Annotated in this window: 13 protein-coding genes and 2 pseudogenes; 7 read left to right on the plus strand and 8 right to left on the minus strand. The window is 65.9% G+C overall.

Translation table 11 applies throughout. The annotated features are described in order from the left end of the window. Positions 1–111: 111 nt before the first annotated feature. Positions 112–432 (plus strand): annotated as a pseudogene (gene trxA, locus HWX00_RS36780) (thioredoxin); the annotation flags it as partial. A 991-nt stretch (positions 433–1,423) separates the two neighbouring features. Here trxA and HWX00_RS37145 read toward each other — a convergent pair. From HWX00_RS37145 to ansP, 6 genes and pseudogenes are all read right to left on the minus strand, one after another. Beyond that, a pseudogene (locus tag HWX00_RS37145) lies at positions 1,424–1,528 on the minus strand (transposase); the annotation flags it as partial. Positions 1,529–1,891: 363 nt separating this feature from the next. Then, a complete protein-coding gene (locus HWX00_RS11000) occupies positions 1,892–2,713 on the minus strand; it encodes an IclR family transcriptional regulator (protein WP_175027770.1) in 822 nt (273 codons plus the stop codon). 35 nt (positions 2,714–2,748) lie between these two features. After that, the gene (locus HWX00_RS11005) at positions 2,749–3,555 is read right to left on the minus strand and encodes a transglutaminase family protein (protein ID WP_049034049.1); all 807 of its coding nucleotides are present in this window, start codon (positions 3,553–3,555) and stop codon (positions 2,749–2,751) included. A gap of 8 nt (positions 3,556–3,563) precedes the next feature. After that, positions 3,564–4,505 carry an alpha-E domain-containing protein gene (locus HWX00_RS11010; RefSeq protein WP_069245754.1) on the minus strand — a complete coding sequence of 314 codons (942 nt, stop codon included), beginning with the start codon at positions 4,503–4,505 and terminating at the stop codon, positions 3,564–3,566. A gap of 64 nt (positions 4,506–4,569) precedes the next feature. After that, positions 4,570–5,982, minus strand: coding sequence for a circularly permuted type 2 ATP-grasp protein (locus HWX00_RS11015; RefSeq protein ID WP_069245753.1), 1,413 nt, complete (start codon positions 5,980–5,982; stop codon positions 4,570–4,572). A 67-nt stretch (positions 5,983–6,049) separates the two neighbouring features. Beyond that, a complete protein-coding gene (gene ansP / locus HWX00_RS11020; protein WP_049036810.1) occupies positions 6,050–7,540 on the minus strand; it encodes an L-asparagine permease in 1,491 nt (496 codons plus the stop codon). A gap of 515 nt (positions 7,541–8,055) precedes the next feature. Here ansP and HWX00_RS11025 point away from each other — a divergent pair. The 5 genes from HWX00_RS11025 (at position 8,056) to HWX00_RS11045 (ending at position 12,431) form a co-directional block, all read left to right on the plus strand. After that, complete coding sequence (locus HWX00_RS11025; RefSeq protein ID WP_034189546.1) at positions 8,056–8,862, plus strand: transporter substrate-binding domain-containing protein; 807 nt, start codon at positions 8,056–8,058, stop codon at positions 8,860–8,862. An 89-nt stretch (positions 8,863–8,951) separates the two neighbouring features. Continuing rightward, entirely contained in the window at positions 8,952–9,638 is a 687-nt protein-coding gene (locus HWX00_RS11030; RefSeq protein WP_049036812.1) for an amino acid ABC transporter permease, read from the plus strand. Then, positions 9,635–10,285, plus strand: a complete 651-nt coding sequence (locus HWX00_RS11035; protein ID WP_034189548.1) for an amino acid ABC transporter permease — start codon at positions 9,635–9,637, stop codon at positions 10,283–10,285. The genes HWX00_RS11030 and HWX00_RS11035 overlap by 4 nt, the downstream gene beginning before the upstream one ends. After that, positions 10,272–11,021, plus strand: a complete 750-nt coding sequence (locus HWX00_RS11040; protein ID WP_034189549.1) for an amino acid ABC transporter ATP-binding protein — start codon at positions 10,272–10,274, stop codon at positions 11,019–11,021. Before HWX00_RS11035 ends, HWX00_RS11040 begins: the two co-directional genes overlap by 14 nt. 255 nt (positions 11,022–11,276) lie before the next feature. Continuing rightward, complete coding sequence (locus HWX00_RS11045) at positions 11,277–12,431, plus strand: aldose epimerase family protein (protein WP_175028479.1); 1,155 nt, start codon at positions 11,277–11,279, stop codon at positions 12,429–12,431. Between the two features lie 27 nt (positions 12,432–12,458). On the opposite strand, the gene HWX00_RS11050 is transcribed toward HWX00_RS11045, so the two are convergent. Continuing rightward, positions 12,459–13,319 carry a PhzF family phenazine biosynthesis protein gene (locus tag HWX00_RS11050; protein WP_175028480.1) on the minus strand — a complete coding sequence of 287 codons (861 nt, stop codon included), beginning with the start codon at positions 13,317–13,319 and terminating at the stop codon, positions 12,459–12,461. A 266-nt stretch (positions 13,320–13,585) separates the two neighbouring features. Between HWX00_RS11050 and HWX00_RS11055 the strand changes: the two genes are divergently transcribed. Continuing rightward, a complete protein-coding gene (locus tag HWX00_RS11055) occupies positions 13,586–14,362 on the plus strand; it encodes an NUDIX hydrolase (protein WP_226193865.1) in 777 nt (258 codons plus the stop codon). Between the two features lie 31 nt (positions 14,363–14,393). Here HWX00_RS11055 and HWX00_RS11060 read toward each other — a convergent pair whose 3' ends face one another. Next, on the minus strand, positions 14,394–15,365 hold the full coding sequence (locus HWX00_RS11060) for an AraC family transcriptional regulator (protein ID WP_175028481.1): 972 nt from the start codon (positions 15,363–15,365) through the stop codon (positions 14,394–14,396). Between the last annotated feature and the right edge of the window lie 73 nt (positions 15,366–15,438).

Consider the following 15,438-nt stretch of genomic DNA (forward strand, 5'->3'; position numbering starts at 1 on the left):
CGAGCTTGCCGACCAATTCGCCGGCCTGGCGCCGCGGAGGAGTCGCGACGACGGCCCGCAAGTCAGTGAGGCACGGCCGATTGAGATCGAACTAGCAAACAGGAACCTGAAATGAGTGATTTAATAGATGTGACCGAAGCGAGCTTCGAGTCCGATGTGACGTTGAACAGCCGCCCAGTACTGATCGACTTCTGGGCCGAATGGTGCGGACCGTGCAAGGCGCTGGCGCCGACGCTCGAGAAAGTGGCGCGGAGCTTCGATGGGAAGGTCGACATCGTTAAGGTCAACGTCGACGAGCACCCAGCACTGCGCAAGCGCTTCGGCGTGCGCGGCATTCCCACCCTGGTGCTCATGAAAGGCGCCCACTAGGCGGGCCGCATGGTGGGGTCTCGTTCGGCCACGCAACTCGCCAGCTACCTGGATGCGCACCTGGGAACCGTCACGCAACTGTCGAAGCCCGATGTCACGCTATCTGCGTTCGGCGGCGATCCGCAAGTGAAAGCAGATCGAATTGCACGTTTGCGTGATTATCTGACGCGCATGCAACCGCCACGGAGCGTCCCCATGTGGCCGGAAAACGTCAGCAGTGCGTTCACCTTTGTCGTCGGCTCGTCCGACCCGGACGAGTGGGCGACCGCGCTGGGCATGCCGACCGATGTGGTGGAACTGGCGCGAGTGCTGTCGAGCTACCGCGGCACCAATTTCAACGTCGCGGTGTTCGTCGCCGACTGGCTGGAGAGCGTACCGGTGGGCGCCAACCTCTCGGCGCTGCCGCGCCGGCTACTGAACGCCATTCTGGTGAGTCCGCTTCTCTCGGATACGCTGGGCGGGGACGCGGCATTGCTTGCGATTCGGGACGAGGTGGCCGCGCTGCATGTCGCGGAGATGGACGGCTCGCATCAGGCGGACGCGAGGTGGGCGGCCGTGGCGCAAACGGCCCAGGAGGCGGCCGCCGGGCCCACCGAAGGGAACCGGGCAAGGGCAGCCGCCGTGCTGGTAGCAGCGGCGTCTTCGTTGGCCCGGAATCCGGACATGCTGGCAGAATTCGTCGCGGCCCTTTGCAGATTCGTTCAAGCGTGCCTGAAGGCCGAATGCAACTGGAGCGATGAGGATGAGACTCGTTTTTTCAAATTGATGCGCGGCATCGACAAGCATGCGCGCGAGACCGGCGCCGAGCCGCCGAGAGGCAAAGCGATGGAGAAACGTGTGGCGGAGATCGATCCCCAACTGATGGAGCGGTTCCTCTTCCAATACGAAGAAGGCCAACGAGCCTCGAGCGAGCGGGGCAGCCAGATCGGCGACCTGCTGATTTCTCTAACCCGACAATTCGCTTGAGGGTAGTGTCAGGCTGTTCGAGAGACGGACGAGGGAGGGCAACGCGACAACACTCCAGCGACTATTTATAAAGATCGGGATCCCGACGCTACTTCGACACGAGATCCGCGTTCAACCCATGCGCGCGTGCAGCTTCCACCAGTGAACGTGTCGGAGCTCGTATTTCCGCTACGACCTGCATGCGAAACTCATTCGTGTAATTCTTTGAGCCTCATCGGCTGCAGTGATGGGCATCGCCACTATCCATATAGTTGCGCACACAATCAATTTAACATAATTAACACTCTCGTCGGACCACATGCCAGCCTCTTGGAGGCTTGTAGCGAGCGTCCCGAGCGTAACCGAGTTCGTGCGGGCAATTTGGGGGCATTTTGGCGGGAAACTGCTCGACGTCCCTTTGCCAGCAAGGCATTGCGGTCGATATTAGATTGCCGCTGAGCCAAATATGGGTAGGGGGCTATCTGCGCCTGTGGGAGTCTTATCTGGCCGATCCCCGCGAGCGATGGTTGTAGTCTGCTGCCTTCCGCCATGCCGGGCTCTCGTGCCGGGTTTCCCGTCAACAGGGGGTGTGTTGGGGTATCGACAGATGATCGGCCGTGCGGAGCAAGGCCGCAACGACCTTGTCGACCGTCGGCGCCATGTGCGCGTCGATCCGGCGCATGTACGGACAGGTCAGCACCGCGATCGCATGGTCGGACGACCGGAGGATCGGCGCGCTCAGATCGGTCACGCCATAGGCCTGACGGCTGTCCTGGCGCAGGTAGCCGGACTGCCGGATGGACTGGCATGCATACGCGAGTTCCTGCTCGTTCAGCGGCGCCTCGCCCTTGACCTTGCGATGCTCGGCCAGCATGTGCGCGCGTTGCTCGGGGCCCTGGAACGACAGCATCACGCGCCCCGACGCGGTATCGGCGAGCGCGATACGGGAGCCTAGCCGCACGGATACACCCCACGTGCCGGGGCCGTCGACCTGCGCGATCACGAGCAGGTTGCCGCGGTCGTAGACGGTCAGATGGCACGACTGTTCGACCGCATCGGCGAAGCGTTGCATCGGCGCCAACGCATCGGCGATCAGCCGGTTCATCGGCGGATGCCGGTGCGCGAGCGCGAACAGCTTGAGGCCGAGCGTGTAGCGATCGCCGCCGGTCGAACGCATCACGTAGCGGCGTGCGACGAGGCGCTCGAGCATCCGGTAGATCTCGCTCGCGTTGCGGCCGAGTTCCTTCGTGATTTCGGTGCGGGTGAGGCCTTCCTTCTGCTCGGACAGGAGTTCGAGAATGTCGAGTCCCTTGTCGAGCGCCGGGGCGCGATAGCGGTCGATCGCGTCGATCGAATCCGGCAGCTCGAAGTCGGATGGCAGGGCGCGGGTCGTTTGCATCGTCGGTGCGAGTGCCGGGATTTTCGTCGCTCGACTCATCGGGCCGGCAGGGTGACCGCGATGTCCACAGCCAGCGTTTCCGCGCCCGAATTCGACCGGATGCGGGTGACGGGCGCGGCGCTGCAAGCGTCGATGCCGGTCGCCAGCTTCACGTAGTGTTCGTCCGGGCAGAGGTTGTTCGCCGGATCGAAGCCGATCCATCCGAGCGGGTCGACGTAAACTTCAGCCCACGCATGATCAGCGGCTCCGGTGTCGTCATCGTCGCTGATCAGATAACCGGAAGCGAAGCGCGCGGGAAGGCCGAGCCGATGCGCCACGGCGATGAAGACATGCGCATGGTCGCGACATGTCCCGCCGGAACGGATCCACGCCGCTTCCGCATCGGTGGCGTCGTCGTCGTTCTCGAACCCCGATGCGAGGCGATCGTGCACGATGTCCATCAATTCGTGTAGTTGCAGCAGACGGTTCTGCGTGCTCTTCAGGGCCGACGCAAGTTCGATCAGCGAGTCCCCGGGGCGCGTGAGCGGCGATTCGCGCAGGAACAGCCACGGATTGGTCCGATCGTCCGCGGAGCCCAGCACGCCGTCCTTGTTGTGCGTCGTCACTTCGCCGCGTGAAACGATGACGATCTCCGGGTCGTCGTTCGGGCGACGCACCAGGTCGACATGGTTTCCGAATCCGTCGATGTACGACAATTCCGGCTGCCTGTCGTTTGCGAGCAATTCCCAACGTTCGACCGTTTGGCCGGGATTCGACAACGGTCGCAGTCGAAGGCGCTGCAGTGCCTGCGGCAATGGCGTGTCGAAGGTATAACGCAGGGTGTGGGCGATTCCGATATGCATTGCGGTACTCAATCGAAATTGTAGGCCTGGGCGATGTCGAGCCCCAGTTGCTGATTGCGCCGAATGAATCCGGTCAGGAACTCGTGCAGGCCGTTCTTGAAGATGCGTTCGATCGTGCTGTCGGACAGCATCGTGAGCGTCTGCGCGGCGGTGTCGTGGCACGCGTGAGCGGTGCCATGCTCCTTCACGAGCAAGTTGAGACTCGACATGACGCGCCCGTAGCAATGGCGCAGCGAACGCGGCATGCGGCCGTTCAGGAGCAGGTAGTCGGCGATGTTCATCGGCTTGTACTTCACGCCGTACACCCAGCGGTACGAGTTGTGCGCTTCGACCGACCGCAGGATCGATTCCCAGTGGTTGGTATCGAGGATCGTGCCGACGTGCGACACCGACGGCAGCAGCAGGTGGTACTTCACGTCGATGATCCGCGCGGTGTTGTCCGCGCGCTCGATGAATGCGCCGATCTGCGCGAAATCGAAGATCTCGTTGCGCAGCATCGTGCTGTAGAAGCTGCCGAGGATCAGCGCGGTTTCGCGCTTCACTTCGTCGAGCACGGCCGGCAGCTCGCTCTCCGGCACCGGCTGCGCCAGCGCGCGGCGCAGCGCGAGCCACGCGCCGTTCACGCTTTCCCACGCCTCGCGCGTGAGCGCCGTGCGCACCATCCGCGCGTTCGAGCGCGCGGCCTCGATGCACGACAGCACGCTCGACGGGTTGTCGCGGTCGCGCAGCAGGTAGTCGGTCACCGTATCGGCCGCATACGCGTCGTATTTCTCCCGGTAGCCGTCGTCCGCGCCCGAGCTGACGAGCACCGACGACCATTCGGCCGGCGCGTCGGACGTGCGCGTGAGCGCCATCCGCAGCCCGGCATCGACGATGCGCGCGATGTTCTCCGCGCGCTCGATATAGCGGTACATCCAGTAGAGCCCGCTTGCAGTACGCCCCAGAAGCATCTCGTGTCCACTCCGTCTTCGTTCGGTTCGCGCGCCGGCTGCGGCGCGCGCGGTCGCATCCGGCTCAGTCGGCCAGCACCCAGGTGTCCTTGGTGCCGCCGCCCTGGCTCGAGTTGACGACCAGCGATCCCTCCTTCAGCGCCACGCGCGTGAGCCCGCCCGGCGTGATGCGGATCCGGTCCGACACCAGCACGAACGGCCGCAGGTCGACGTGGCGCGGCGCGAGGCCGGCGTCGGTGAGGATCGGCGTGGTGGACAGCGCGAGCGTCGGCTGCGCGATGTAGTTCGCCGGACGCGCGCGCAGCTTCGCGGAAAACGCCTCGAGCTCGGCCTTCGACGCGCACGGGCCGACCAGCATCCCGTAGCCGCCCGAGCCGTGCACTTCCTTCACGACCAGTTCGTCGAGATGCTCGAGCACGTACTTCAGGCTGTCGGCCTCGCCGCAGCGCCAGGTCGGCACGTTCTCCAGCAGCGCCTTGCGCCCCGTGTAGAACTCGACGATCTCCGGCATGTACGAGTAGATCGCCTTGTCGTCGGCGATGCCGGTGCCCGGCGCGTTCGCGATCGTGATGTTGCCGGCGCGGTACACGTCCATGATCCCCGCCACGCCGAGCACCGAATCGGGGCGGAACGTGAGCGGATCGAGGAAGGCGTCGTCGACGCGGCGGTACAGCACGTCGATCGGCTGGAAGCCCTCGGTCGTGCGCATCGCGACGCGGCCGTCGATCACCTGCAGGTCGCTGCCCTCGACGAGGTGCACGCCCATCTGGTCGGCGAGGAACGAGTGTTCGTAGTACGCGGAATTGTGGATGCCGGGCGTGAGCACGGCCACGGTCGGGTTGTCGGCGTTGCCGCCCGGCGGGCACACCGCGGCGAGCGACTGGCGCAGCATCTGCGGATAGGTCTCGACCGGGCGCACCTTCACCTGCTGGAACAGCTCCGGGAAGAGCTGCATCATGGTCTCGCGGTTCTCCAGCATGTAGGACACGCCGGAGGGCGTGCGCGCGTTGTCCTCCAGCACGTAGAACTGGTTCTCGGCGGTGCGCACGATGTCGACGCCGATGATGTGCGTGTACACGTTGCCGGGCGGCCGGAAGTCGATCATCTCCGGGATGAACGCCTCGTTGTGCGCGATCAGGTGCTTGGGCACGATGCCCGCGCGCACGATTTCCTGGCGGTGGTAGATGTCGTCGAGGAAGGCGTTCAGCGCCATCACGCGCTGCTCGATGCCGAGCGAGAGGCGGCTCCATTCGGCGCCCGAGATGATGCGCGGGACGATGTCGAACGGAATCAGCCGCTCGGCGGCCTCCGCGTCGCCGTAGACGGCGAACGTGATGCCCGTCTTGCGGAACACGCCTTCCGCGTCGTGGGCTTTCTGGGCGAGGCTCGCGGGATTCTGCGTGTCGAGCCATGCCTTGACTCGCGAGTAGGGCGGGCGAACCTGATCGCCCGCAAGCATTTCGTCAAACGGTGCCATTGAATTGTCTCTTGTTCTGCGAGGCGGCCTGCGTCGGCCTCAGGCCGTCCGCCAATTGCGCGTCGGCTCAGTCGTTGCCTTTTTCGAGTACTTGCTGGGTCAGCGTGACCGACGGGATGGTCGGTTTGAGCAACCCGCGGCGTGCGCGGCTGCTCAGCCATTTCCAGCCGGCCACGAGCAGCAGCGCGACCAGCGGGATCGAGGCGATCGTCCAGGTGCCGTTCGGATAGTCGAATGCCATCAACACCAGCACGCCGAGCAGGAACAGCAGCGTGAGCCACGACGTCACGGGCGCGCCGGGCATCCTGAACGACACGTCGTCCACCTCGCCGCGCCTGACCGCGGCGCGGAACTTCATCTGGCACACGACGATGAAGCCCCACGTGCTGATGATGCCGAGCGACGCGATGTTCAGGACGATCTCGAACACGTTCGACGGCACGAGATAGTTGAGCAGGACGCCAACCACATAGATCGCGACGGTCACCAGAATGCCCGCGTACGGCACGGATTGCGCGCTCATTCGTCCGAGGAATGCGGGGGCCGAGCCGCCCATCGACAGCGAACGCAACACGCGCCCGGTCGAATAGAGGCCCGAGTTGAGGCTCGACAGCGCCGCCGTCAGCACCACCAGGTTCATCACCGAGCCGATGCCCGGCACGCCGAGCGCGCCGAAGAACGTGACGAACGGGCTCTGGCCCGCCTTGTACGCACTCCACGGCAGCAGGCAGACCAGCAGAACGACCGAGGCGACGTAGAAGATCGCGATGCGCCAGATCACGTTGTTGATCGCGCGCGGCAGCACCTTGCGCGCATCCTTGCACTCGCCGGCCGCCGTGCCGACCAGTTCGACGCCCGCGAACGCGAACACCACGCCCTGCACCAGCACCAGCGCCGGCATCAGTCCGTGCGGAAAGAACCCGCCGTTGTCGGTGATCAGATGCATGCCGGTGTCGTGGCCGGCCACCGGCACGCCCGTGCCGAGGAGCACGGAGCCGATCGCGAGAAACAATACGATCGCGGCAACCTTGATCAGCGCGAACCAGAACTCCATCTCGGCGAACCACTTTACGCCGATCAGGTTCATCGTCGCGACGATGCAGAGCGCGACGAGCGCGAAGATCCACTGCGGCACGGCCGCGAACGGCGCCCAGTAATGCATGTACAGCGCGACGGCGGTGATGTCGACGATGCCGGTCATCGCCCAGTTCAGGAAGTACATCCAGCCTGCGACGAACGACGCCTTCTCGCCGAGGAATTCGCGCGCGTACGACACGAAGCTGCCGCTGCTGGGGCGATGCATCACGAGTTCGCCGAGCGCGCGCAGGATCAGGAACGAGAACGCGCCGCATACCAGGTAGACGATCGCGAGCGACGGTCCGGCGGCCTGCAGGCGGCCGCCGGCGCCGAGGAACAGACCGGTGCCGATGGCCCCGCCGATCGCGATCATCTGTACCTGTCGATTGCCGAGGGTCTTGTGATAGCCGGCTTCGTGCGATTCGAGCCAGCTGCGTTTGTTGGTTTCGCCCGTTGTCGACGGTTCCGGAAGCGATGCCATGATTGCGTCCTCGTGCTCTGAAGTGATTGCATTCGTCCCGATCGCGGGACGATCGGGAACGACTCGTACCGGAGAACCCGGGCGCGGAATCAGGCGCGCCCGTCCTGCTTGCGATTTGCCGATCGCGGCGAAACGCACGGTATGTCGCGAACGTATTCGGCCGTAATTCCCGTCACAAACGGAATGCAAATTTGGACTGAACCTGTTCGAATCCGTGCATATGGGCCACGACGATCGCGCCGCAAAACGCGCCGGCCGGCACCGCGCATGCACGGCGGTCGTGTTTCCCGGGTGAACCGGTTAGGTAATTTGGTGCGCCCGCGCGCGCTGCGGGGGCAACGGCTGTCGCCGATGCCGACTCATGCACCGAAATGAGGAATGCGGGTTGCCGGCATTTCCCGCTCGTGCCGGCACGGCAAGCGTTTCACGGCAATGGCCCGGTTTTTGCTGGAGTTGCATCGGCCGCGCAACGGTTGCGCGCTGCCCGACGACATACCAGACAAGGAAGATTCACCGTGAGCCCGACGACTCGACCGTTCCCCCGACGCACCTGGCTGGCTGCGCTGATCGCCGCACCCGTGATGGCGCTGTTCGCCGCTGCACCGGCACATGCCGACGCGCTCGACACCATCGCGAAAAACGGCGCGCTGCGCGTGGCGGTGCCCGAAGACTATCCGCCCTTCGGCTCGGTCGGCACGGACATGCAGCCGCAGGGCTACGACATCGACATGGCCGAGCTGCTCGCCAAATCGCTCGGCGTGAAGCTGAAGCTGGTGCCCGTGAACAGCGCGAACCGGATTCCGTACCTGACGACCAACAAGGTCGACATGGTGATCTCGTCGCTCGGCAAGACGCCCGAGCGCGAGAAGGTCATCGACTTCTCGACCGCGTACGCGCCGTACTTCCAGGGCGTGTTCGGGCCGGCTGACGTGAAGGTGAGCGGGCCCGCCGACCTGACCGGCAAGACGGTCGGCGCCACGCGCGGCGCGCTCGAGGAGATCGCGCTGACGCAGCTTGCGCCGAACGCGACGATCAAGCGCTTCGAGGACAACAACGCGACGATCCAGGCGTTCCTGTCGGGGCAAGTGCAGCTGATCGCCGCCGGCAACATCGTCGCGGCGGCCATTCTCGCGAAGAATCCGCCGCGCCGGCCCGAGGTCAAGTTCGTGATCAAGAATTCGCCGTGCTTCGTCGGCGTCAACAAGAACGAGCCGCGCCTGCTCGCGAAGATCGACGATGCGATCACGCATGCGAAGCAGGACGGCACGCTGGGCGCGATGTCGCGGAAATGGCTCGGCCAGCCGTTGCCGGCGGGGCTGTGACGGATCGCCGTGTTGCCTGATACACCGCCGCGGCCGGCGCCGCCGGCGCGGCGGGTGTCGTTGTCCGAACCTGAACTTACTCAATCGTCATGAGCTACCAGCTTCAATTCGGCGATCTCGCCGAATACGCCGGCGTGTTCGCGAGCGGCGCGGCGATCACGCTCGCGCTGACCGCGGTCGCGACCGTGCTCGGCGTGGCGATCGGCGTGCTCGGCGCGGCCGCGTACAGCGTCGACGCGCCGGTGGTCGTGCGGCTGCGCCCGCTGATCGGCGCGTACGTCGAGGCGATCCGCAATACGCCGTTCGTCGTCCAGCTGTTCTTCATCTTCTTCGGATTGCCCGCGCTCGGCGTGCACATCGACGAATACACGGCCGCGATTCTCGCGATGACGCTCAATCTCGGCGCGTACTCGGTCGAGATCGTGCGCGCGGGCGTCGCCGCCGTCCCGAACGGGCATCTCGAGGCGGCGTCCGCGCTTGCGATGTCGCGCGCGCAGATGCTGCGCCACGTCGTGCTGCCGCAGGCGCTCGCCAAGGTGTTTCCCGCGCTCTCGAGCCAGATCGTGATCACGATGCTCGGTTCGGCGGTCGTGTCGCAGGTCTCGGTGGCCGACCTGACCTATGCGGCGGGCTACATTCAATCGCGCAACTTCCGCGCATTCGAGACGTATTTCGTCATCACGCTCGCGTACCTGGCGATGGCGCTGCTGCTGCGCGGCGCGCTCGGTTCGATGGGGCGCCGCCTGTTCTCCCGTCGTGTGCGAGGTGCGCGATGATCGATTTCACGTTCGGGCAGATTCTCGCCAACCTGCTGCTGGCCGCGCGCTGGACGATCGTGCTGTCGATCGTGTCGTTCCTGTCCGGCGGCCTGGTCGGCCTCGGGGTGCTCGTGATGCGCGTGTCGGGTTCGCCGGTGTTGCGTGGCGGTGCGAAGCTGTACATCGAGGTATTCCAGGGCACCCCGTTGCTGATGCAGCTGTTCATCGTGTTCTTCGGCCTGCCGCTCGTCGGGCTCGACGTGCCGCCGTGGGTCGCGGCCACGGCCGGGCTCACGTTCTTCACCAGTGCGTATCTCGCCGAAATCTGGCGCGGCTGCGTCGAGGCGGTGCCGAAAGGGCAGTGGGAGGCCTCGGCGAGCCTGGCCATGAGTTATGTCGAGCAGTTGCGTCACGTGATCCTTCCGCAGGCCGCACGCATCGCGATCGCGCCGACGGTCGGCTTCGGCGTGCAGGCCGTGAAGGATACGGCGCTGGTGTCGATCATCGGCTTCACCGAGCTGACCAAGGTCGGCATCGCGATCTCGAACGCGACGTTCCGGCCGTTCGTCGTGTACGGGCTCGTCGCACTGATCTATTTCGCGCTCTGTTACCCGCTTACCCGTTATGCGCGCACGTTGCAAAGGAGATGGCATGTCGCTCGTTGAAACCCGTGGTCTCGAAAAGAACTTCGGTACCCATCATGTGCTCAAGGGCATCGATTTCTCCGTCGAGCGCGGGCAGGTCGTCTCGATCATCGGCCGCAGCGGCTCCGGCAAGAGCACGCTGCTGCGCACGCTCAACGGGCTCGAGAGCATCGACGCGGGCACGATCTCGGTCGACGGCGAGCGTGTCGATGCGCGGCACGCCGACCTGCGCGCGCTGCGGCTCAAGGTCGGGATGGTGTTCCAGCAGTACAACCTGTTTCCGCACCTGAGCGCCGGACAGAACGTGATGCTCGCGCAATCGGTCGTGAAGAAGGCGCATCGCCAGCAGGCGCGCGCGATCGCGGAATTGATGCTCGAGCGCGTCGGCCTTGGCGACAAGTTCGACGCGTTTCCGGAACAGCTGTCGGGTGGCCAGCAGCAGCGCGTGGCGATCGCGCGGGCGCTCGCGATGAAACCGAGCGTGCTGCTGTGCGACGAGATCACGTCCGCGCTCGATCCCGAGCTCGTCGGCGAGGTGCTGGGCGTCGTCGAGCAACTCGCGCGCGAGGACATGACGCTGATCATGGTCACGCACGAGATGAACTTCGCGCGCGCGGTGAGCGACCGGATCGTGTTCATGCACCAGGGCCGGGTGTGGGAAACCGGGACGGCCGAAGAGATCTTCGAGCGGCCGCAGACGGTGGAGCTGACGCGGTTTCTGGGCAGCGTCCGGAATACGGAAGCGGTGGCGCGCTGACAGGCCACTCCTGAGCGGTGCCGACATCGGCGCCGGCTCGACACCGACGTTTCAGCCTGCCGTGCGCCGCGCGGTATCCGGTGCGCGCGAGCCGGACGTGCCGCCGTATCGATGCGCTTCCGTGCGATCATGCGCGTGCGATGGCGCGGCGCCGTGTTCGGATCCCCGAGACGAGACCGGTTCCGCCTGTCGCCCGGCGGCGTGCGGGCACGCAGCTTGCGCGCAGCCGCCCGTCGCAACGCTTCGGAGGCTTCCATGAAACGACCACACCCGCTGATCGCGATCTGTGCGGTCGCAACGATCGGGTTCCATGCCGGTATCGCCTCGGCGGCGCCCGACGTATCGATCCGCCGCGCCGATTACGGAAAGACCGCCGCCGGGCAGCCGGTGGCCCAGTACACGCTCGCGAACCCGCGCGGCGTGACGTTGAAGATCATCACGTACGGCGGCATCGTGACCGCGCTCGACGTGCCGGACCGGTCGGGTCACGTCGCCGACATCGTGCTCGGCTTCGATTCGCTGCGCGATTACGAGGCCCACAACGGCAACATCCATTTCGGCGCACTGATCGGCCGTTATGCGAACCGGATTGCCGGCGGGCGTTTCGCGCTCGGCGGCGGCACGTGGAAGCTGCCGGTCAACGACGGGCCGAACACGCTGCACGGCGGCCCCGACAGTTTCGACGCGAAGGTGTGGACGGTCGCCGGTACGCGGAGCGACGCGGACGGTTCGAGCGTCACGCTGCGCTACGTGAGCCCCGACGGCGAGAACGGTTTCCCCGGTACGTTGACGACGGACGTGACCTACACATTGACGCCCGACAACGTCATTCGCATCGACTATCGCGCAACGACCGACAAGGACACGGTCGTCAACCTGACCAACCACAGCTACTTCAACCTGGCGGGGCAGGCCGGCGGCAGCGTCGAGCGGCAACTGATCGAGATCGCCGCATCGCGCTTCACGCCGGCCGACGCCACGTCGATTCCGACCGGGCAACTGGCGAGCGTCGCGGGCACGCCGATGGACCTGCGCCAGTTGACGCCGATCGGCGCGCGTCTGCGCGACGCGGATCCGCAGCTCATGATCGCGCACGGCTACGACCAGAACTGGGTGCTCGACCAGGGCGGCCAGCCGGCACCGGCGTTTGCCGCGCGCGCTTACGACCCGGCGTCGGGGCGTTTCCTCGAGTTGTACACGACCCAGCCGGGGCTGCAGTTCTACACGTCCAACGGGTTGAACGGCAGCGTCGCGGGCAAGGGCGGAACGCTTTACCGGCAAACCGATGCGTTCGCGCTGGAAGCCGAGCATTTTCCCGACTCGCCGAACCATCCGGCGTTCCCGACGACGGTACTCAAGCCGGGCGAGACGCTGCACGAAGTGACGGTGTGGCGGGTAGGGGCACGATGAACGAAGGCGACGCCCGGCGCGCGCGCGTCATAGGTTGACGACGCCGCGGCCGATTTCGATCACGCGTCCGCCGACGCCTATGTCGCCCGTTGCGCCGATCGACAGCCGCAGCCGGCAAGGCCGGCCGACGGCGTCGCCCTGTTCGACCAGAAACGCGGCGGGCAGATCGTGTCCGGCGGCAAGCAACCAGCCGCCGAGATTCGCACAGGCCGACCCGGTGCCCGGATCTTCCGACACGCCGCCGCCCTGTTTCACGAAGAAGTAGCGCGACACGACCGTCCCCGGGCGCTCGGCGTCGAACGCGAACACGTATGCGGTCCTGCGCCCGAGCCTGCTGCGAGGCCAGATGTCCAGGCAGGCGCTGTCGGGCTGCGCGCGTCGCACGGCGGCGGGATCCCTGAGCGCGACCAGCAGTTGATCGGCTCCGGTGTCGACCCACTTCGGCGGCGCGAGCAGATCGTCCTCGGCGAGCCCCAGCAGCGCTGCCGTCTGCGCATCGGACAGCTCGCACGGCGCCGTGTTCGGCATGCCCGCATGCGGCGCGGTGAAGGTCCAGACGTCGTCGCGCGCGTGGACGTCGACGATGCCCGCCTTGAATTCGAGTGCGAGCGTATCGCCGGTCTTGCGCAGGTCGCGCACGACGTGCGCGGTGCCGAGCGTCGGGTGGCCCGCGAAAGCCATCTCGTAGCCCGGCGTGAAGATGCGGACACGCGCATGCGCACGCGCCGACGGCAGCACGAAGGTCGTCTCCGACAGGTTGAACTGCACGGCCAGCGCCTGCATGGTCGCGTCGTCCATGCCGCGTGCGTCGTCGAACACGCAAAGCGGGTTGCCGCCGAACGTCGATTCGGCGAAGACATTCAACAGGCGAAAGGCATACGGCGTCATGTGAATCTCGCGTGAGGGGGCGCTTATCCGGCTTCGAAACCGGATGAACCGGCCGTGGGTACCGGCGTGATCGACGCACGGAATGGCCGTGCGGTACGCCATTGTGCCCGCAAGCTGCGCGGCGCGGCGCGGCGCACCCGCGATCCGTTTTTCATGCATCATCGGGTGTCTCCGATGCGTCGACGACGAACCGGCACGGGTATTCCACCCCCTGCCACGATGGCGAGAATTTCTTGCGTGGAAGCAGGCAGTCGCGCGCGAGGCGCGTGCCTTTTTCGATCGCATCCGGACCCGGGTTCATCGTTTTTACGACAACGACGCCTTGCCTTTGCAGCACCTGTCGGGTTCAGCGTCGCCCAGCGCTTGCAGGTTCAACCATGCGGGAGGAAGACATGGCATCCGACGGAAGCGCCCGGAATGCGGAGAAAGCGCGGGCCGCTTCACCGCAGGCCGTGCTGGAAAAGATCGTGCGTGGCGTAAAGGGCTTCGGGATTCCCGCCGACACGGACTGGCCCACGGCAGCGCAATATCTGGCGGGCGACGACGGCCAGTGGAAATTGTCCGCCGTGCTGGTCCCGATCGTCGCGCGGCGCGAGCCGACGATCCTGCTCACCAAGCGGTCGTCGGGACTCAGCGAATACGCGTCGCACGTGAGCTTTCCGGGCGGGCGTCCGGCGGCGTCCGATGCCGGTATCGGCGCGACGGCGCTGCGCGAGGCGTTCGAGGAAATCGCCCTCGATCCCGGCGCGGTGCAGGTGGTCGGATGCATGCCGATCCATCGCACCCGAAAGCGTCGTCACGCGATTTTTCCGGTGGTCGGCATCGTGCCGGAAGCCGCCGCCTGGGAGGCCGCGCCGGCCGAAGTCGAGGCAATCTTCGAGTTTCCGTTTTCCGCGCTGCTGAATCCGGCGCTGCCGCGGCAATACGTCGACGGCGAACGCGCGGGCGGCTGGTACTGGGCCGATCAGCCGCAGGACATCTGGGGCGTGACCGCGTTCATCCTGAAGTCGCTGGCCGGCCTGGTGCTCGACGCCGATCGATGAGCGCCTGCGTCGCGCCGGGTTCCGGTGTCGATCAATGCGACGACACGAACACCGCATCGTCGAATGCATCCGGAATCGCGAAGCTGTCGCGCATGCGCCGCGTCTCCTGCGCCGGCGTCAGGCCGAACAGACGCTTGAATTCCCGGCTGAACTGCGACGGGCTCGTATAACCGACCGCATAACCGGCGGCCTCCGCCGTCAGGTCCTGACGCACCATCAACAGGCGCGCCTGATGCAGGCGCGTCGACTTCAGGTATTGCATCGGCGACACCTGCGTGATCGCCTTGAAGTGACTGTGAAAACTCGGCACGCTCATGCCGGCCGCGTCGGCCAGTCGCGACACGTCGAGCGGCTGCGCGTAGTCGGCATGGATCACGCGTAACGACCGCCCGATCCGGCCGAACTGTCCGCGCATCGCCAGCGCGCCGCGCATCGCGCTGCCCTGGGCGCCGGTGAGCACGCGGAAATACAGTTCGCGCAGCAGCGCCGGGCCGAGTATCGCGGCGTCGAGCGGCCGGTGCATCGCCTCGACGAAACGCAGCACCGACGCGTGCATCGCTTCGTCCATCGGCGTCGACATCATGCTTCTCGGTGCGTGCACGGGTTCCGCGCTGCCTTCGCGGTCGATCTGCGCGGCGAGTTCGGCGGCCAGCGTGAAATCGAGGTGCAGGTACAGCGCGAGCAGCGGGCGCTCGGGCGTGGCGTCGGTTTCCATGCTGAACGGGACGGGCACCGACACGGCCAGGTAATGGTGTTCGTCGTACAGATAGCGCTCGCCGCCGAAGTAGCCGCACTTGGAGCCCTGGCACACGATCACGATGCCGGGGTCGTACAGCACCGGCGTGCGCGACAGCGCGCGGTTCGAGCGCAGGATGCGCACGCTCGGCAGCGCCGTCAGGTTGTAGCCTTCGTCGGGCGCCAGCGTGCGCAGCAGCGTCACCAGGCGTTTCCGGTCGCGCGGCGACAGCGACGGATATCGGGCGGAGGTTGGGGCGTCGCTCATAGTTTTGTGCAAGAAAATCAGCGGAATCGGGCTTAATCGACATCGATCGTCAGACTAGTATGCATGCTTCAAT

The sequence above is a fragment of the Burkholderia seminalis DSM 23518 genome, assembly GCF_902832885.1.
Classification (GTDB): Bacteria; Pseudomonadota; Gammaproteobacteria; order Burkholderiales; family Burkholderiaceae; genus Burkholderia; species Burkholderia seminalis.

What these genes read in the sequence shown, in the direction of transcription:
- HWX00_RS11010 (WP_069245754.1), bottom strand. Translation starts at nt 4,505, where the DNA reads ATGCTTCTGGGGCGTACTGCAAGCGGGCTCTACTGGATGTACCGCTAT.
- HWX00_RS11030 (WP_049036812.1), top strand. Translation starts at nt 8,952, where the DNA reads ATGAGCTACCAGCTTCAATTCGGCGATCTCGCCGAATACGCCGGCGTG.
- HWX00_RS11000 (WP_175027770.1), bottom strand. Translation starts at nt 2,713, where the DNA reads ATGCAAACGACCCGCGCCCTGCCATCCGACTTCGAGCTGCCGGATTCG.
- HWX00_RS11015 (WP_069245753.1), bottom strand. Translation starts at nt 5,982, where the DNA reads ATGGCACCGTTTGACGAAATGCTTGCGGGCGATCAGGTTCGCCCGCCC.
- HWX00_RS11040 (WP_034189549.1), top strand. Translation starts at nt 10,272, where the DNA reads ATGTCGCTCGTTGAAACCCGTGGTCTCGAAAAGAACTTCGGTACCCAT.
- HWX00_RS11060 (WP_175028481.1), bottom strand. Translation starts at nt 15,365, where the DNA reads ATGAGCGACGCCCCAACCTCCGCCCGATATCCGTCGCTGTCGCCGCGC.
- HWX00_RS11045 (WP_175028479.1), top strand. Translation starts at nt 11,277, where the DNA reads ATGAAACGACCACACCCGCTGATCGCGATCTGTGCGGTCGCAACGATC.
- HWX00_RS11005 (WP_049034049.1), bottom strand. Translation starts at nt 3,555, where the DNA reads ATGCATATCGGAATCGCCCACACCCTGCGTTATACCTTCGACACGCCA.
- HWX00_RS11050 (WP_175028480.1), bottom strand. Translation starts at nt 13,319, where the DNA reads ATGACGCCGTATGCCTTTCGCCTGTTGAATGTCTTCGCCGAATCGACG.
- HWX00_RS11035 (WP_034189548.1), top strand. Translation starts at nt 9,635, where the DNA reads ATGATCGATTTCACGTTCGGGCAGATTCTCGCCAACCTGCTGCTGGCC.
- ansP (WP_049036810.1), bottom strand. Translation starts at nt 7,540, where the DNA reads ATGGCATCGCTTCCGGAACCGTCGACAACGGGCGAAACCAACAAACGC.